13 protein-coding genes and 2 tRNA genes are annotated in these 17704 nt (G+C 68.6%); 9 read left to right on the top strand and 6 right to left on the bottom strand.

The features are described from left to right. The first annotated feature begins 41 nt into the window (after positions 1 to 41). The 5 genes from BAMB_RS09545 (at position 42) to BAMB_RS09565 (ending at position 3846) form a co-directional block, all read left to right on the top strand. Positions 42 to 1610 (top strand): protein adenylyltransferase SelO, encoded by a 1569-nt coding sequence (locus BAMB_RS09545; protein WP_011657149.1) that lies wholly within the window; start codon positions 42 to 44, stop codon positions 1608 to 1610. Positions 1611 to 1648: 38 nt separating this feature from the next. Continuing rightward, positions 1649 to 2080: a peptide-methionine (R)-S-oxide reductase MsrB gene (gene msrB, locus BAMB_RS09550; protein WP_011657150.1), complete on the top strand. Its 432-nt coding sequence runs from the start codon at positions 1649 to 1651 to the stop codon at positions 2078 to 2080. 124 nt (positions 2081 to 2204) lie between these two features. Further along, positions 2205 to 2735 carry a septation protein A gene (locus BAMB_RS09555; protein WP_006753406.1) on the top strand — a complete coding sequence of 177 codons (531 nt, stop codon included), beginning with the start codon at positions 2205 to 2207 and terminating at the stop codon, positions 2733 to 2735. Between the two features lies 1 nt (position 2736). Then, on the top strand, positions 2737 to 3045 hold the full coding sequence (locus BAMB_RS09560) for a BolA family protein (RefSeq protein ID WP_011657151.1): 309 nt from the start codon (positions 2737 to 2739) through the stop codon (positions 3043 to 3045). Positions 3046 to 3063: 18 nt separating this feature from the next. Next, positions 3064 to 3846 carry a peptidylprolyl isomerase gene (locus BAMB_RS09565; protein WP_011657152.1) on the top strand — a complete coding sequence of 261 codons (783 nt, stop codon included), beginning with the start codon at positions 3064 to 3066 and terminating at the stop codon, positions 3844 to 3846. A 233-nt stretch (positions 3847 to 4079) separates the two neighbouring features. Here BAMB_RS09565 and BAMB_RS09570 read toward each other — a convergent pair whose 3' ends face one another. Together BAMB_RS09570 and purL are read right to left on the bottom strand one after the other, a co-directional pair. Beyond that, positions 4080 to 4622: a GNAT family N-acetyltransferase gene (locus BAMB_RS09570; protein ID WP_011657153.1), complete on the bottom strand. Its 543-nt coding sequence runs from the start codon at positions 4620 to 4622 to the stop codon at positions 4080 to 4082. Then, positions 4622 to 8686 carry a phosphoribosylformylglycinamidine synthase gene (gene purL, locus BAMB_RS09575; RefSeq protein WP_011657154.1) on the bottom strand — a complete coding sequence of 1355 codons (4065 nt, stop codon included), beginning with the start codon at positions 8684 to 8686 and terminating at the stop codon, positions 4622 to 4624. The genes BAMB_RS09570 and purL overlap by 1 nt, the downstream gene beginning before the upstream one ends. Positions 8687 to 9037: 351 nt before the next feature. Between purL and BAMB_RS09580 the strand changes: the two genes are divergently transcribed. The 3 genes from BAMB_RS09580 (at position 9038) to pgi (ending at position 13674) form a co-directional block, all read left to right on the top strand. Next, complete coding sequence (locus tag BAMB_RS09580) at positions 9038 to 10342, top strand: FAD-dependent oxidoreductase (protein WP_011657155.1); 1305 nt, start codon at positions 9038 to 9040, stop codon at positions 10340 to 10342. Between the two features lie 53 nt (positions 10343 to 10395). Then, positions 10396 to 11940, top strand: coding sequence for an NAD(P)H-hydrate dehydratase (locus BAMB_RS09585; RefSeq protein WP_011657156.1), 1545 nt, complete (start codon positions 10396 to 10398; stop codon positions 11938 to 11940). Positions 11941 to 12051: 111 nt separating this feature from the next. Continuing rightward, positions 12052 to 13674, top strand: coding sequence for a glucose-6-phosphate isomerase (pgi, locus tag BAMB_RS09590; protein ID WP_012364074.1), 1623 nt, complete (start codon positions 12052 to 12054; stop codon positions 13672 to 13674). Positions 13675 to 13749: 75 nt separating this feature from the next. Here the strand turns inward: pgi and BAMB_RS09595 are convergent, their stop codons facing one another. Then, a complete protein-coding gene (locus BAMB_RS09595) occupies positions 13750 to 14451 on the bottom strand; it encodes an ABC transporter ATP-binding protein (protein WP_011657158.1) in 702 nt (233 codons plus the stop codon). Between BAMB_RS09595 and BAMB_RS09600 the strand changes: the two genes are divergently transcribed. Next, positions 14450 to 15127 carry an arylesterase gene (locus BAMB_RS09600; RefSeq protein WP_011657159.1) on the top strand — a complete coding sequence of 226 codons (678 nt, stop codon included), beginning with the start codon at positions 14450 to 14452 and terminating at the stop codon, positions 15125 to 15127. The genes BAMB_RS09595 and BAMB_RS09600 overlap by 2 nt on opposite strands. Positions 15128 to 15217: 90 nt before the next feature. On the opposite strand, the gene BAMB_RS09605 is transcribed toward BAMB_RS09600, so the two are convergent. The 3 genes from BAMB_RS09605 to BAMB_RS09615 form a co-directional block, all read right to left on the bottom strand. After that, on the bottom strand, positions 15218 to 17152 hold the full coding sequence (locus BAMB_RS09605; RefSeq protein WP_011657160.1) for a SurA N-terminal domain-containing protein: 1935 nt from the start codon (positions 17150 to 17152) through the stop codon (positions 15218 to 15220). Positions 17153 to 17474: 322 nt separating this feature from the next. Continuing rightward, positions 17475 to 17551: transfer RNA gene (locus BAMB_RS09610), tRNA-Asp, on the bottom strand. 23 nt (positions 17552 to 17574) lie between these two features. Continuing rightward, positions 17575 to 17650: transfer RNA gene (locus BAMB_RS09615), tRNA-Val, on the bottom strand. Positions 17651 to 17704: the final 54 nt, after the last annotated feature.

Below are 17704 nucleotides of genomic sequence, written 5' to 3' on the forward strand. Positions count from 1 at the left end.
GGCGCCGCCTTACAATATCGGCTTACCCAGAGGCGCTCAACATGTCGTTTTCCCGAAGCGCAGCCGATGCGGCTGACACTCTCCCCGACCTCGCCGCCACGCTCGGCGCGCCGGCCCTTGGCGCGTTCGTCACGCTCGGCGACGCGTTTCATACGCGGCTGCCGGCCGCGCCGCTGCCCGCGCCGTACGTCGTCGGCTGTTCCGACGAAGTCGCGCAGCTGCTCGGCCTGCCGGCATCGTTCGCCACCCAGCCCGGCTTCGCCGAGCTGTTCGCCGGCAACCCGACGCGCGACTGGCCCGCGCACGCACTGCCGTACGCGTCGGTGTATTCCGGTCACCAGTTCGGCGTGTGGGCCGGCCAGCTCGGCGACGGCCGCGCGCTGACGATCGGCGAACTCCCCGGCACCGACGGCCGACGCTACGAGCTGCAGATCAAGGGCGGCGGCCGCACGCCGTATTCGCGGATGGGCGACGGCCGCGCGGTGCTGCGTTCGTCGATCCGCGAATTCCTGTGTTCCGAAGCGATGCATCACCTCGGCATCCCGACCACGCGCGCGCTCACAGTGATCGGCTCCGACCAGCCGGTGGTGCGCGAGGAGATCGAGACGTCGGCCGTGGTCACGCGCGTGTCGGAGAGCTTCGTGCGCTTCGGCCACTTCGAGCACTTCTTCTCGAACGATCGCCCGGACCTGTTGCGCCAGCTCGCCGATCACGTGATCGACCGCTTCTATCCCGCGTGCCGCGAGGCCGACGATCCGTACCTCGCGCTGCTCGAAGCCGCGACGCTGCGCACGGCCGACCTCGTCGCGCAATGGCAGGCCGTCGGCTTCTGCCACGGCGTGATGAACACCGACAACATGTCGATCCTCGGCCTGACGATCGACTACGGCCCGTTCGGCTTCGTCGACGCGTTCGACGCGAATCACATCTGCAACCACTCCGACACGAGCGGCCGCTACGCGTACCGGATGCAGCCGCGCATCGCGCACTGGAACTGCTACTGCCTCGCGCAGGCGCTGCTGCCACTGATCGGGCTGCAGCACGGCATCGCCGACGACGATGCGCGCGCCGAGCGCGCGGTCGACGACGCGCAGGCCGTGCTCGCGAAGTTTCCGGAGCGCTTCGGCCCCGCGCTCGAACGCGCGATGCGTGCGAAGCTCGGCCTCGAGCTCGAACGCGAGAACGACGCCGAACTTGCGAACAAGCTGCTCGAAACGATGCACGCGAGCCATGCGGACTTCACGCTGACGTTCCGCCGCCTCGCGCAGCTGTCGAAGCACGACGCGAGCCGCGACGCGCCGGTGCGCGACCTGTTCATCGATCGCGACGCGTTCGATGCGTGGGCGAACCTCTACCGCGAGCGGCTGTCCGAGGAGACGCGCGACGACGCGGCCCGTGCGGCCGCGATGAACCGCGTGAACCCGAAATACGTGCTGCGCAATCATCTGGCCGAAGTCGCGATCCGGCGCGCGAAGGAAAAGGACTTTTCCGAAGTCGAGCGACTCGCGCAGGTGCTGCGCCGGCCGTTCGACGAACAACCGGAACATGAAGCGTATGCGGCATTGCCGCCCGACTGGGCCGGGTCGCTCGAAGTGAGCTGTTCGTCGTGACCCGCACGACCCGACCGACCGATCAGGAGAACTCCCACATGTCACACGATACCGACGATAAAACCTACCCGTACCAGAAGGATGACGCCGAGCTGCGCCGCCGGCTCACGCCGATGCAGTACGAGGTCACGCAGCATGCGGCGACCGAGCGCGCGTTCACCGGCGAATACACCGACACCGAAGACGCCGGCATCTACAAATGCGTCGTCTGCAGCACGCCGCTGTTCGAATCCGGCGCGAAATTCCATTCGGGCTGCGGCTGGCCCAGCTATTTCAAGCCGCTGAACGGCGAGGTGATCGACGAGAAGATCGACCGCACGCACGGGATGGTGCGCGTCGAGGTCCGCTGCAACCATTGCGGCGCGCATCTCGGCCACGTGTTCGAGGACGGCCCGCGCGACAAGACCGGTTTGCGGTACTGCATCAATTCGGCTGCGTTAAACTTCGAGTCCCGACCCGAAAACGAATGAGCGGCGCCGGACGGATCGGTCGGACAGCCTTGCCGGCTGCGCCGATCCCGGACGGTGTCGCCTGGCGGGTCCCCACAACGGTGAAAGGCCGCGCGATGCGGTCTTTCACGCAGCTGCGAGCGCCATGAAATTCCTGTTCGATCTGTTTCCGATCATCCTGTTTTTCGCCGCCTTCAAGGTCTGGGGCATCTTTACCGCCACCGCCGTCGCGATCGTCGCGACACTGGCCCAGGTCGCGTGGGTCGCCTTCCGGCACCGGAAGGTCGACACGATGCTGTGGGTCAGTCTCGGCGTGATCGTCGTCTTCGGCGGCGCCACCCTCGTCCTACATGACGAAAAATTCATTCAATGGAAACCGACAGTGCTGTACTGGTTGTTTGCGATCGGGCTGCTCGCCGCACGCTATGCGTTCGGCAACAACCTGATCGAGAAGATGATGGGCAAGCAGCTCACGCTGCCGCATCCCGTGTGGGACAAGCTGAACGTCGCGTGGGCGCTGTTCTTCGCGGTGCTCGGCGTCGCGAACCTGTACGTGGTGCACAACTACACCGAATCGCAGTGGGTGAACTTCAAGCTGTTCGGGACGACGGGCGCGATGGTCGTGTTCATCATCCTGCAGAGCCTGTGGCTCACGAAGTACCTGAAGGACGAGTGACATGACCGACGCCTTTCTCGACGCCTCGCCCGACGAGCGCATCGCGCTGATCGAAGCGCGCCTGACCGCCTCGCTCGCCCCGCTGTCGCTCACGGTGCGCGACGACAGCGCGCAGCATGCGGGCCACGCCGGCGCGGCCGCCGGCGGCCACTACACGGTCACGATCGTGTCGGCCGCATTCGCGGGCAAGCCACGCGTGGCGCGGCACCGGCTGGTGTATGATGCGCTCGCTGATGCGATGCAGCGCGGCATTCACGCGCTCGCGATCGTGGCTTATACGCCCGAAGAATTCAACGAATCTTCAATCTAGTCTCAACAGGAATTCCCGATGATCCTGAAATCCCCCCGCCTGTGGGTCGCGGCGGCTGCTTTTGCAGCGGCACCGGCATTCGCCCAGAACATCGCCGTCGTGAACGGCACGCCGATTCCGAAGTCGCGCGCCGACGCGATGGTCGCGCAGCTCGTCCAGCAAGGTCAGACCGACAGCCCGCAACTGCAGCAGGCCGTGCGCCAGGAACTCGTGAACCGCGAAATCCTGATGCAGGAAGCGATCCGCGAAGGCATCCCGAACCGTCCGGACGTGAAGGCGCAGGTCGCCGTCGCGCAGCAGACGGTCGTGCTGCGCTCGATGATCGAGAGCTTCCTGAAGAAGAACCAGCCGACCGACGCGGAAGTGAAGGCGCGCTATGACGAGCTCGTGAAGGGTGCCGGCGGCAACCGCGAGTACCACCTGCATCACATCCTCGTCGAAAGCGAGCAACAAGCGAAGGACCTGATCGCGAAGATCAAGGGCGGCGCGAAGTTCGAGGATCTCGCGAAGCAGTACTCGAAGGATCCGGGTTCGGGCAAGAATGGCGGCGACCTCGACTGGTCCGATCCGAAGGCGTACGTGCCGGAATTCGCGGCGGCCGCGCAGAAGCTGCAGAAAGGCCAGATGACCGACACGCCGGTGAAGACGCAGTTCGGCTGGCACATCATCCGTGCCGACGACATCCGCGACGTCGCCCCGCCGCCGTTCGACCAGGTGAAGGCGCAGATCGCGCAGCAGATCGTGCAGCAAAAGCTGCAGGCGTTCGAGGAAGGTCTGCGCCAGCAGGCGAAGATCCAGTAACGTCGGCGACACTCGCCCACGCCAAGGCCGCTCCCTGTGAGCGGCCTTTTTCATGCGTGCGTGCGGCTGCGGCACGCGCCGCGCCGGCTGCGGTCGACCCGCGCGTTGCGGCCGGGATGCGCATGGATACGGCTCGCGGCCCTGCCCGGCCGCGCAAAGAAAAAGCCGCTTCTAAGCGGCTTCTTTTCGGAACGGCGGGATCCGGTATCCTGTACGGCCAGCGCGGCGAACCGCTATGCCGGATAGAACGCAGCGTGATAGCGGACCTCACCCGACGGCCGCAGTGCGGCTTCGTCGAACGCCAGCGCGAGGAAATACTCGCGCGGCGCATCCGCGAACACGAGATCGCCGGACGGCACGAAGCCGAAACGCGCGTAGTACGCGGGATCGCCGAGCACGACGCAGCCGCGCGCACCGAGCCGGCGCAATGCGTCGAGCCCTGTGCGCACGAGCCCCGCACCGATGCTCCGGCGCCGGCATTCGGGCCGCACCGCGAGCGGTGCGAGCCCGTACCAAGCGTGGCTGCCGGCCGGCGCGCCGCCGATCGACACCGGCGAGAACGCGACGTGACCGACCACGCGCTCGTCGCGCTCCGCGACGAGCGATACGCCAAGCGCACCATCCGCGCGCAGCGCGTCGACAATCTGCCGCTCGAGCTGCCCGTGCTGCGGTTCGTCCGCGAATGCGGCCACGATCACGCGACCGATCGCATCGACGTCGCTCGCGCGTTCATCGCGCAGCGTGACGATCTCGACCGGTGCGTGCGGATCGAACATCAGCCGATCCAGCGGCGTGCGTTACGGAACACGCGCATCCACGGGCTCGCTTCGTCCCAGTCTTCCGGATGCCAGCTCATCGTGACCGTGCGGTGCACGCGCTCCATGTGCGGCATCAGCACCGAGAAGCGGCCGTCGGCCGTCGTGACCGACGTGATGCCGGCCGGCGACCCGTTCGGGTTGAACGGATAGCGCTCGGTCGCTTCGCCGCGGTGGTCGATGTAGCGCATCGCGACCGCGACGCGATCGATGTCGCCCTGCTGCGAGAAGTCCGCATAGCCTTCGCCGTGTGCGACCGCCACCGGAATCCGCGAGCCTTCCATCCCCGCGAAGAAGATCGACGGCGACTTCTCGACTTCGACGAACGAGAAGCGCGCCTCGAACTGCTCCGACTTGTTGCGCGTGAACTTCGGCCACGCCTCGGCGCCCGGAATCATCGACGCGAGGCTCGACAGCATCTGGCAACCGTTGCAGATGCCGAGCGCGAACGTGTCGGGGCGCGCGAAGAACGCCGAGAACATGTCGGCGAGGTTCGCGTTGAAGCGGATCGTCTTCGCCCAGCCTTCGCCGGCGCCCAGCACGTCGCCGTACGAGAAACCGCCGCACGCCACCGCGCCCGCGAAATCGGCGAGCGTCGCGCGGCCCGCGAGCAGGTCGCTCATGTGCACGTCGTGCGCGTCGAAGCCCGCGCGGTCGAACGCGTACGCCGTTTCGAGGTGCGAGTTCACACCCTGCTCGCGCAGGATCGCGACGCGCGGGCGTGCGCCCGTCGCGATGAACGGCGCGGCGATGTCGTCGGCCGGATCGAACGTCAGCACCGGCGAGATGCCCGGGTCCGCCGCATCGAGCAGCGCGTCGTATTCGGCGTCCGCGCAAGCCGGGTTGTCGCGCAGGCGCGCGATGCGCCAGCTCACTTCGCCCCACGCACGATGAAGCTCGGCGCGCGGCGCGTCGAAGATCTTCTTCGCATCGCGGTACACCTCGATCACGTCGCGGTCGTTGACCGTGCCGATCACGTGCGAGCACGCCGACAGGCCGAACTCGCGCAGCGCGCCGAGCACCGCGTCGCGATCGGCCGCGCGCACCTGCACGACGGCGCCGAGTTCTTCCGAGAACAGCGCGCGCAGCGTGCGATCCTCGCGACGGCCGCTCGTCTGCTTCGCCCAGTCCTTCGCGTCGCCGTAGTCGGATTCGTGATTCGGGTCGAGCGTCAGCATGTCGACGTTCAGCGACACGCCCGCGTGACCCGCGAACGCCATTTCGCACACGGTCGCCCACAGGCCGCCGTCCGAGCGGTCGTGGTACGCGAGCAGCTTGTCTTGCGCGTTGAGCGACTGGATCGCGTTGAAGAAACGCTTCAGGTCTTCCGGATCGTCGACGTCCGGCGTCGCGTCACCGACCTGCTGCGTGACCTGCGCGAAGATGCTGCCGCCCATCCGGTGCTTGCCGCGGCCGAGATCGATCGCGATCAGCACGCTGTCGCCCGCGTCGGCGATGCGGCGCAGTTGCGGCGTCAGGTGGCGGCGCACGTCCTCGACCGGTGCGAACGCGGAGATGATCAGCGACACCGGCGACACCACTTCCTTCGCGACGCCCTGCTCGTCCCACTTGGTCTTCATCGACAGCGAGTCCTTGCCGACCGGAATGCCGATCCCGAGCGCCGGGCACAGCTCCATGCCGATCGCCCGGACCGTATCGAACAGCGCGGCGTCCTCGCCGGCCGTGCCGCACGCCGCCATCCAGTTCGCCGACAGCTTCAGCTTGTCGAGCGACGCGATCGGCGCGCTCGCGATGTTCGTGATCGCCTCGCCGACGGCCATGCGGCCCGATGCCGGCGCGTCGATCACCGCGAGCGGCGTGCGCTCGGCCATCGTCATCGCCTCGCCCTTGAAGCCCGCGTAGTCGAGTGCGGTCACCGCGCAGTCGGCCACCGGCACCTGCCACGGGCCGACCATCTGGTCGCGCACCGACGTGCCGCCGACCGAACGGTCGCCGATCGTGATCAGGAACGACTTGCTGCCGACCGTCGGGTGCTTCAGCACGTCGACCGCGACTTCCGACAGCGCGATGCCCGTCACGTCGACCGGCGCGCGCTCGGTGGCGACGCGCGTGACGTCGCGATGCATGCGCGGCGGTTTGCCGAGCAACACTTCCATCGGCATGTCGACCGGGTATTCGTCGGCGCCCGTCGCTTCGTCGTCGACGAGCTTCAGCTGGCGTTCGTCGGTCGCGACACCGACCACCGCGAACGGGCAGCGCTCGCGTGCGCAGATCGCCTCGAAGCGCGGCAGGTCGGCCGGCGCGATTGCCAGCACGTAGCGCTCCTGCGCCTCGTTCGACCAGATTTCGCGCGGCGACAGGCCCGATTCCTCGAGCGCGACCTTGCGCAGTTCGAAGCGCGCACCCTTGCCCGCGCCGTCGACGATCTCGGGGAACGCGTTCGACAGGCCGCCCGCGCCGACGTCGTGGATGCTCAGGATCGGGTTTTCCGCGCCGAGCTGCCAGCAGCCGTTGATCACTTCCTGCGCGCGCCGCTCGATTTCCGGGTTGCCGCGCTGCACCGAGTCGAAGTCGAGTTCGGCCGTGTTCGCGCCGGTCGCCATCGAGCTCGCCGCGCCGCCGCCCATGCCGATCCGCATGCCGGGGCCGCCGATCTGGATCAGCAGGGAGCCTGCCGGCACGTCGTGCTTGTGCGTATGCTGATCCGCGATGTTGCCGAGGCCGCCCGCGATCATGATCGGCTTGTGATAGCCGCGCACCTGACCGTCGACGTTCTGCTCGTACACGCGGAAGTAGCCGCCGAGGTTCGGACGGCCGAATTCGTTGTTGAACGCGGCGCCGCCGAGCGGGCCGTCGATCATGATCTGCAGCGGCGACGCGATGCGGTCCGGACGGCCGTACGGGCCGTGCACGTCGTTCGGGTTGCGCTCGCCGAGCGGCTGCGCCGCGTCGCGGGCGTTTTCCCACGACTGGCGTGCGCCGGGCAGGTCGAGGTTCGACACGGTGAAACCGGTGAGGCCGGCCTTCGGACGCGCACCACGGCCCGTCGCGCCTTCGTCGCGGATCTCGCCGCCCGCGCCGGTCGCCGCGCCCGGGAACGGCGAGATCGCCGTCGGGTGATTGTGCGTCTCGACCTTCATCAGCGTGTGCGTGAGCTCGGTGTGGCGCCCATAGCGCTCACCCGGCTCGCCGGCCGCGCCCGCGTTGCGCGGGAACCAGCGCTCGGCTTCGGCGCCGACCATGATCGACGAGTTGTCCGAATACGCGACGATCGTGCCCTGCGGGCTCAGCTTCTCGGTGTTGCGGATCATCGCGAACAGCGACATGTCCTGCGGCTCGCCGTCGATCGTCCACTGCGCGTTGAAGATCTTGTGGCGGCAGTGCTCGCTGTTCGCCTGCGCGAACATCATCAGCTCGACGTCGGTCGGGTTGCGTTCGAGCTTGCGGAACGCGTCGACCAGGTAGTCGATTTCGTCATCGGCGAGCGCGAGGCCCAGCTCGACGTTCGCGCGCTCGAGCGCGGCGCGGCCGACGCCCAGCACGTCGACGGTCGCGAGCGGCTTGGCCGGCAGTTCGTCGAACAGGTGCTTCGCGTCGTCGCGCGCGGCGACCACGCTTTCGGTCATCCGGTCATGCAGCGCGGCCGCGACCGCCGCGCGCGCGTCGTCGGACAGCGCCTTCTTGCCGCCGAGCAGGCCCGACTTCAGCGTGACCGTGAATTCGACGCCGCGCTCGATGCGACGCACCTGCGTGAGGCCGCAGTGCTGCGCGATGTCGGTCGCCTTGCTGGCCCACGGCGAAACCGTGCCGAAGCGCGGCAGCACGACGAAGGTCTCGGTCGCGCCCTTCTCGGCCGCCGGCTCGAACGGCGCGCCGTAGTGCATCAGCGCGTCGATGCGGGCGCTGTCGTCGGCCGACAGCGGCTCGGCCGCATTGACGAAGTGCAGGAACTGGCCGCGCACCGCGACGATGTTGGCGTCGATTTGCCTGAGCGTGTCGAGCAGACGGGTTTGACGGAAATCGGAGAGGGCCGAAGCGCCGGGAAAACACGAGAAGTGAGCCATGGGCTGGACTGACGTCGATGAGTCGCGCGAGGTGGCGACGTGGGGCGAAAGGAAGGCCGTAATTATACCCGGAAGTCGGTCGTCCCAGACCGGCCGATCGGGACCGGTCGCGCACCGCGACGGTGCACCGCAATCCGCCGCACCCGCCTCGCCGAGCCGCCCGCCCATCCGCCCGCCGGCCCGGCGTGCCCGGCCGCGGCAGCCGGCGGCCGCACGATGGCGGAATCGGATGGACTCGCGTGGCGCCGGTTCGCGCGCTTTTGGCGCTATCATTCCCGGTTCACCGGGCCGGGGGCCCGTCAGCGAATTCTCACCGGGCGGCGTGCGCGCCGCCCGTCATCGAAGCAATCCATGGATGTCATCGTCATCGGCGGCGGACTCAGCGGCGTCGCCACCGCCTACCAATTGCGTGCGGCCGGCCATCGCGTGTGCGTGGTCGAGCGCCACGCGACCGTCGCGCAGGGTGCGACCTACGGCGACGGCGGCGCACTGCTGCCGAGCCCGCTCGACGTCTGGTTCGGCCCCACCTTCATGCACCAGCGCCAGCCGCGCGACACCGGCATCGTGTACAAGCCGGGCTTGAACGGCGGCGTGCGCCGCTTCGTCAAGCAGCTCGCGGCGCTGCGCGAGCCCGACGCATTCGTCGCGCAGTACGCACGGCTGCGCCCGCTGATCGACGCGTCGCGCGAGTCGCTCGCCGACATCGAGGCGCGCTTCCAGCTCGAATTCGAGCAGAAACCGGGGATCCTCCACGTCGTGCGCGACACGCGCGACTGGGACGCGCTGCAGCCGGCGCTCGACCTGCTGCGCACGCTCGACCAGCCGTACCGGGTGCTCACCGCCGACGAATGCGCGGCACTCGAGCCGTCGGTGCCGGCCGAGCCCGGCTTCGCCGGCGGCGTGCTGCTCGAGGCCGAGCGCACCGGCAACTGCCCGCTGTTCGCGAAGCTGGTCAAGCAGACGCTCGACGAGCACGGCGTGCAGTTTCGCTTCGGCGCGGACGTCGCCGCGATCCGCGTCGACACCGGCCGCGCCGCGGTCGAGCTCGCGCCGCCGGCCGGCGGGCGGCATGCGACGAAGGCACACGAGGTCGACGTGATTTCGGCCGACGCGATCGTGGTCGCCGCCGGCGCCGGCAGCCTGCCGCTGCTGGAGCGGCTCGGCTGGCGGCTGCCGCTGCATCCGGTGCGCGCCCACACGCTGACCGCGCCGGTCGCGTACGAAGAACATGCGCCGCACCTGAGCGTCGTCGATTCGATCAAGCGGATCTCGATCACGCGCACCCACCAGCGGTTGCGCGTCGGCGGCGGCGGCGTGCTGCAGAGCCTCGCCGACACCGCGAAGCCGCTTCCCGAGCCGTTGTCCGAGGCCGCGCTCGCGCTGCTCGGGCAGGCCGTCCACGACTGGGTGCCCGGCGCCGCAAAGATTTCCGCCGCGCTGTCGTGGCAAGGCACGCAGCTGCTGTCGCCGGACGGCCTGCCGGTCGTCGGTCCGACCCCGCATCCGCGCGTGTTCGTCAATTTCGGCCACGGCCCGGCCGGCTGGGGCCTCGCGTGCGGGTCTGCTAAAGTGGTGACCGACTGCGTGGGCGGCGCCGCGCAGCAGTGGCCGGCCGACACGCTCGCCGCGCTGAGCGCCGCGCGCTTCACGACCTGACCGCCGCGGGCTCGCCCCCGGGGCGGCTTCCTCTTCGCCGCCATGACTCCGCGATGACGAACACCCGCCCGCTTCCCGACTCCGCCCCGCTCGCGCTGCTGCGCGTCGCCGACCTGCGCGCGGCCGAGGCCGCCGCAACCGCCGAACTGCCGCCGCACACGCTGATGGGCCGCGCGGGCACGGCCGCCGCGCGCTGGCTGTCCGAACGGGTCGCTGGCAACGAACGCCCGGTCTGGTTCGCGGTCGGCCCCGGCAACAACGGTGGCGACGCGCTGGTGGCCGCCGCGCAGCTGCAGCAGCTTGGCGTCGCCACGCAGGCGTGGATGCCGCTGGCGGTCAAGCCGGACGATGCGCAATGGGCGCTCGGCCTCGCGCGCGCGGCCGGCGTGCCGCTGTCGACCGAACCACCCGCGTCGCTGGACGATTACGCGTGGGTCGTCGACGGATTGTTCGGCATCGGCCTCGGCCGCGCGCTCGACGGCCCGTTCGCCGCCCAGGCCGCGCGCATCGCCGCGCACACACGAAACGGCGGCCGCGTGCTCGCGCTCGACGTGCCGAGCGGACTGGACAGCGACACAGGCCGGATCGTCGGCGCGGGCGTCGCCGTCGCCGCGACCCATACGCTCACCTTCATCGGCGCGAAGCCGGGCCTTTACACGGGCGACGGCCGCGATCTCGCCGGCGAGATTCACATCGCGTCGCTCGACGTCGCACCGCCCGCCACGCCGGCCGTCGTGCTGAATGCGCCGGCCCGGTTCGCCGCCGCGCTGCCCGCCCGCGCGTTCGCATCGCACAAGGGCACGTTCGGCAGCCTGGCGGTGCTCGGCGGCGACACCGGCATGTGCGGCGCGCCGATCCTCGCCGCGCGCGCCGCGCTGTTCGCGGGGGCCGGCAAGGTGCATGTCGGCTTCCTCGGCGCCGGCGCGCCGCCGTACGACCCGCCTTTTCCGGAGCTGATGCTGCATCCGGCGGACGGCCTCGATCTCGATGCGATGTCCGCGATCGCGGCAGGCTGCGGCCTCGGCCCGCGCGAGGCCGCGGCAACCCTCGTGCGTGACGTGCTCGCGCACGACGCCGTGACGCTGCTCGACGCCGACGCGCTGAACCTCGTCGCGACCCACGCCGAGCTCGCGACCGCCGTTGCCGCCCGCGGCGCGCGCGGCCTCGCGTGCGTGCTGACGCCGCATCCGCTCGAGGCGGCACGGCTGCTCGGCAGCGATACCGCGACGGTGCAGCAGGATCGGCTGGCCGCGGCCCAGGCGCTGGCCGCGCGCTACGCGAGCATCGTCGTGCTGAAGGGCTCGGGCACGGTGATTGCCGCGCCCGACGGCCGCCTGACGGTGAACCCGACCGGCAATGCCGCGCTCGCGACCGGCGGCACCGGCGACGTGCTCGGCGGCCTGATCGGCGCGCTGCTCGCGCAGCGCGTCGCGCCGTACGAAGCCGCGCTCGCGGGCGTGTATCTGCACGGCCTCGCGGCCGACACATTGACCGCGAACGGCAACGGCCCGGCCGGCCTCGTCGCGGGCGAACTCGCGCCGATGGTGCGCACGCTGATCAATCGCCTTTTTTACCCGTCGCCGCGCGCCGACATATAACGCCGCTATACTGAGTGCCCCGCCGCACGGCGGGCCCTCTCGTCCGCCGGCCTTCCGATCCCGATGAGCCGGCGCGGCATTCCTCCCGATTCACGCTTCACTCGAACCGCCATGACGCTGAATTCGCTCCCCGCCTGGACTGCCCTTCAATCCCACTTCGAACAAATCCGCCATGCGCGGCTGCGCGACTGGTTCGCGCCGGAAAACGACCGCGCGCCGACCCGTGCCGAACGCTTCACGATTCCCGGCGGCGGCCTTGCGGCCGACTTGTCGAAGAACCGCATCAACGACGACACGCTGCGCCTGCTCGTGCAACTGGCCCGCGAAGCGGGCGTCGAAGCGCGCCGCGACGCGATGTTCGCCGGCGAGATCGTCAACCCGACCGAAGGCCGCGCCGCGTTGCATACGGCATTGCGCGCGACCGACCCGCACGCGCCGTTCCATGCGCAGATCAGCGCCGAGCGCGCGAAGATGGCGACCTTCGCGCGCGCCGTGCGCAGCGGCGCGTGGACCGGCTACACCGGCAAGCGCATCCGCCACGTGATCAACATCGGCATCGGCGGTTCGGATCTCGGCCCGAAGATGGTCACGCATGCGCTGCATCACGTCGCGAGCCCGGACATCTCGACTCACTTCGTGTCGAACGTCGACGGCGCCGATCTCGCGCGCGTGCTCGAACAGGTCGATCCGGAGGAAACGCTCGCGATCATCGTGTCGAAGACTTTCACGACGCTCGAGACGATGACGAACGCACGCTCGCTGCGCGATTGGTTCGTCGCGCGCGGCTGCCCCGAGGCCGCCCTCGCGAAGCACTTCGTCGGCGTGTCGGCGAACCCGGCCGAAGTCGTGAAGTTCGGCATCGACGCGGACAACGTGTTCGAAATGTGGGACTGGGTCGGCGGCCGCTATTCGCTGTGGTCGGCGGTCGGCCTGTCGATCATGATCGCGATCGGGCCCGAGCAGTTCGACGAACTGCTCGCCGGCGCGAACGACATGGACCGCCATTTCCGCCAGGCGCCGCTCGAACGCAACCTGCCGGTGCTGCTCGGCCTGATCGGCATCTGGTACCGCAACTTCTTCGGCTCGCAGAGCTATCTCGTCGCGCCGTATTCGGAAGCGCTGCACTACCTGCCGTCGTACCTGCAGCAGCTCGAGATGGAAAGCAACGGCAAGTCCGCACGCCTGGACGGCACGTTCGTCGACTACCCGACGTCGGCCGTCACGTGGGGCGAGCCGGGCACCAACGGCCAGCACGCGTTCTTCCAGATGCTGCACCAGGGCCCGACGATCGTGCCGATCGACTTCATCGCGGTGCTGACGCCCGAGCATCCGCTCGCGAGCCATCATCCGAAGCTGCTCGCGAACTGCTTCGCGCAGAGCGAAGCGCTGATGCTCGGCCGCACGCTCGACGAAGCGCGCAAGGTCGCCGGCCCCGGCAAGGAAGCGCTCGCGCCGCACCTGACGTTCCCCGGCAACCGGCCGACGACGACGCTGCTGGTGGATGCGCTGACGCCGCGCACGCTCGGCGCGCTGATCGCGCTCTACGAGCACAAGGTGCTGGTGCAGGCGACGGTGTGGGACATCAATCCGTTCGACCAGTGGGGCGTCGAGCTCGGCAAGATTCTCGGCAAGGTCGTCGAAGCCGACCTGTCGGCCGAGTCGGTCGATCCCGCGAAGCACGATTCGTCGACGACCGCGCTGATCGAGCGCGCGCGTGCGGCGCTCAAGCGCTGACGCGACAGCGTCTTGCGCATGCCGGTCGCACCGGCAATTGACCGTGTGCGACCGGCGCAAGCATTCAGCGCCGTGCTACGCGGCCTGCGGCGCGACGATGCGTCCGGCGTCGATCGTGACCGTCGTCGCGCAGCGGCGCGCGAGTTCGGCATCGTGCGTGACGAGCACGAGCGTCGCGCCGTGCGCGCGATTCAGTTCGAACATCAGGTCGATGACCGCGTGGCCCGTGGCCGCATCGAGGCTGCCGGTGGGTTCGTCGGCGAACAGGATCGCCGGGTGCGTGACGAACGCGCGCGCGAGCGCGACGCGCTGCTGTTCGCCACCGGACAGCAGCTTCGGATAATGCGCGGTGCGCTCGCCGAGACCGACCTGCACGAGCAGCGCGCGGGCCCGCTCGGCCGCTTCGCGCGCACCGATGCCGCCCCGCAGCTCGAGCGGCAGCATCACGTTCTCGAGCGCCGTGAGGTGCGGCATCAACTGGAATGACTGGAACACGAATCCGACGGCGCCGTTGCGCAGCGCGGCGCGCTCGTCCTCGTCGAGCTGGTCGAGCGCGCGCCCGAGCAGGCGAACCGTGCCGCTCGTCGCGCTGTCCAACCCCGCAAGCAGGCCGAGCAGCGTCGATTTGCCGGACCCCGACGCACCGACGATCGCGAGGCTGCTGCCGGATCGCACACTGAGCGTGATGCCGTCGAGGATCGTCAGCTCGCCCGTTGCATCGGCGACCCGCTTGCATACGTCTTGGACTTCGATGATCGGATCGGTAATCTTGAACATGGACACGACATTCCACTGGAAGAGACGCGCGGCGCTCGCCGCGCTGCTGGGTACGTTGCTCGCAGCAACCGTGCCCGCACGCGCCGCAACGGCGGCCCCGACATCGGGCCAGGGCCGGCCCGCGCTCGTCGTGCTGGGCGACAGCCTGTCGGCCGAATACGGGCTGCCGCGCGACACCGGCTGGGTTGCGCTGCTGCGGCAACGGCTCGCGACCGAGCGAATCGATTATAGCGTCGCGAACGCAAGCATCAGCGGCGACACCACGAGCGGCGGCCGCGCACGGCTGCCCGCGGTGCTGCAACGGCTCAAGCCGTCGATCGTCGTCGTCGAGCTCGGGTCGAACGACGCGCTGCGCGGCGTGCCGCTCGCGACGACCGAGCAGAACCTGCGTGACATCATCGCCGATGCGCGGCAAGCGCGTGCGAAGGTCGTGCTGGTCGGCATGTACGTGCCGCCCAACTACGGGCCCGATTACACGCAGAAATTCCATGCGCTCTATACGCGGCTGTCGAAGGAGCTCGGCGTCCCGCTCGTGCCGTTCCTGCTGGCCGGCATCGAAAACAAGCCGGAGATGTTCCAGTCGGACCAGATGCATCCCACGCAGCAGGCGCAGGGCGTCCTGCTCGACAACGTCTGGCCCGCGCTGAAACCGCTGCTCGGTAAACCGCGCGGCTGACCCGACTATTCACCGTCGCCGGAAAGCAAAAAGCCCCGCTCGCAGCGGGGCTTTCTGTTGTTGCGTGCGAAACCGTGAACGGCGCTACGCTCAGTTGCCGCTGTCCTGCGACTGGCTCGGCGTGGTGCCGTACAGCTTCACCTTCGAGCGGTCGCGCAGCGCGGCGAGATACGCTTCGCCTTCGCTTTGCGCTTCGACCTGCGCCATCTGCTGCTGCGCGGCCGCGAGTTGCTGCGGATCGACGGCCGTGCCCGGGATCACCGCGTTCACGCGATAGATCGCGTAGCCGTCCGCACCGAGATCGACACCGACGTAGGCCGGCAGCGTCTTCGCATCGACCTTGTAGACGGCGCTCAGCGCGGCCGGCGTCAGGCCTTGCGATTGCATGCGCGACACCTTCTGGACGGGCGTGAAGCCATCGGCCGATTTCGACTTCTGCAGCTCGGCCAGCTTCGCCGCGCCGTCCTTCTTCGCGAGTTCCGTGGCTTGCTCGGCGACGACCTTCTGACGCACCGCGTCCTTGATCGTGTCGAGCGCCGGCACGGCAGCCGGCTTGTAGTCGGTCACGCGCGCCGAGATCAGCGTGTTGTTGCCCACGTCGATCGCCTGCGTGTTGTTCTGGCTCTTCACCGAGTCGCTCGCGAACACGGCAGCGAGGAACTTCGGATTGTTCAGCGGGCTCGTCGGCGGCAGCTGCGGATTCGGCGTCGGCATGACCGTGGCCGTCTGGATCGTCAGCTTGTACTTGTCGGCGGCCGGCTGCAGCGTCTTCGCCTTTTCATACACGGTCGACGTGAAGCCTTCCGCGTTGTCCGTGAACGCCTTCGCTGCATACTGCTGCTTCAGCTGCACCGCGATCTGATCCTTCACGTCGGCGAACGGCTTGACCACCGACGGCTTCACTTCCGTCGCCTTCAGGATGTGGAAGCCAAGATCCGACTGCACGACACCGCTGACGTCGCCCTGCTTCAGCGCGAACGCGGCATCGTCGAACGCCTTGCCACCCGCGGTCGAGCCGCGCGTGATGAAGCCGAGATCGCCGCCCTTCGCTGCCGACGGTGCATCCTGCGAGTTCTTCTGCGCGATCTGCGCGAACTGGTCCGGATGCGCCTTCACGTCGGCCAGCAGCTGCTCGGCCTTCGCCTTCGCGGCTGCCTTGTCGGCGGCGCTCGCGTCGCTCGCTGCGGCGATGAAGATGTGGCTCACGCGTACCTGCGCTTCCGAGCGGAAGTGCGTCGGGTTGTCGTCGTAGAACTTCTTGATGTCCGCATCGTTCGGCTGTGCGCTCGCGGCGGCCGCGGCCGGCGAATAGACGAGATACTGGATCGTCGCGGTTTCCGGCGTCGCGAAGCTCTGCTTGTGCGCGTCATAGTACGCGGTGAGCTGCGCGTCGGTCGGCTGCACCTTCGCCGCGTAGTCGCTCGTCTTCTGCACGAGCGCCTGCACTTCGCGCTGCTGCGCGGCCAGCTCCGACAGGCGTTGCGCCGGGCCCTTCGGCGTGAATGCGCTCGCCACGATGCTGGCCGGAATCTGCTGCAGCGCGAGGCTGTAGCGCACGCGCTCCTGGTACTGCTCGGGCGTCATTCCCTGGAACGACAGCAGCTGGGCATAGCGCTCGACGTCGATCGAACCGTCGGGTTTCTTCAGCGACGCGATCATCGGGTCGCTCATCAGCGCGTCGCGCACGGCGTTGTCGGATGCGGTCAGGTGCAGGCGTTGCGTCTCATCGGCCAGCACGCGTTGCTGGATCAGGCCGTCGAGGACCTGCTTGCGATGTTCCGGCGTGTCGAATGCCTTGATGTCGAACTGCCCACCGAGCGCCTGGCGCGCCTGGTCGATCTGCTGACGGAACGCGCCGTCGAATTCGACCCGCGTGATCTTGTGCCCGTTGATCGCAGCGACGTTCGCGCTGTCGTCGAAGAAGCCGCGGAAACCTTGGATCCCGACGAAACCCAGCCCCGGCAACACGATAAGGAGCAGGAGCGCCATCATCAGGCGCTGGTGATTACGGAAGAAATCGAGCATGCGTGACGGGAAAATTGGACAAAACGTCCGATATTACAACATACGGGGTGGCACGGGAGAAAAGCAGGTGCGTAACGAACGGGGCGCGGCCGGCGATGCAAATGAAAAAGCCCGCACGAGGCGGGCTTCTTCATTTTCTGGCGGAGCGGACGGGACTCGCCTACATCCCGCAGGCCGCGGCTGCGCGTGCACGCGCAGCCCTTCGAGTCCCGCCGGAAGCCGCGCAGGCGGCTTCCTCCACTCCGCTAGTCACGCGCCCGCAAGCGGGCACGAACGGAAATACAAATGAAAAAGCCCGCACAAGGCGGGCTTTCTCATTTTCTGGCGGAGCGGACGGGACTCGAACCCGCGACCCCCGGCGTGACAGGCCGGTATTCTAACCAACTGAACTACCGCTCCTTGGTCTGGCTGAATCGGGAAACTGGTGGGTGCTGAGGGGTTCGAACCCCCGACCTACGCCTTGTAAGGGCGCCGCTCTACCAGCTGAGCTAAGCACCCGTTTCCGATTCGTTCTGGCCGCGATCTGCATTTCGGCATCAACAACCAGCGAGC

Origin of the sequence: Burkholderia ambifaria AMMD, assembly GCF_000203915.1 — a bacterium.
GTDB lineage: Bacteria > Pseudomonadota > Gammaproteobacteria > Burkholderiales > Burkholderiaceae > Burkholderia > Burkholderia ambifaria.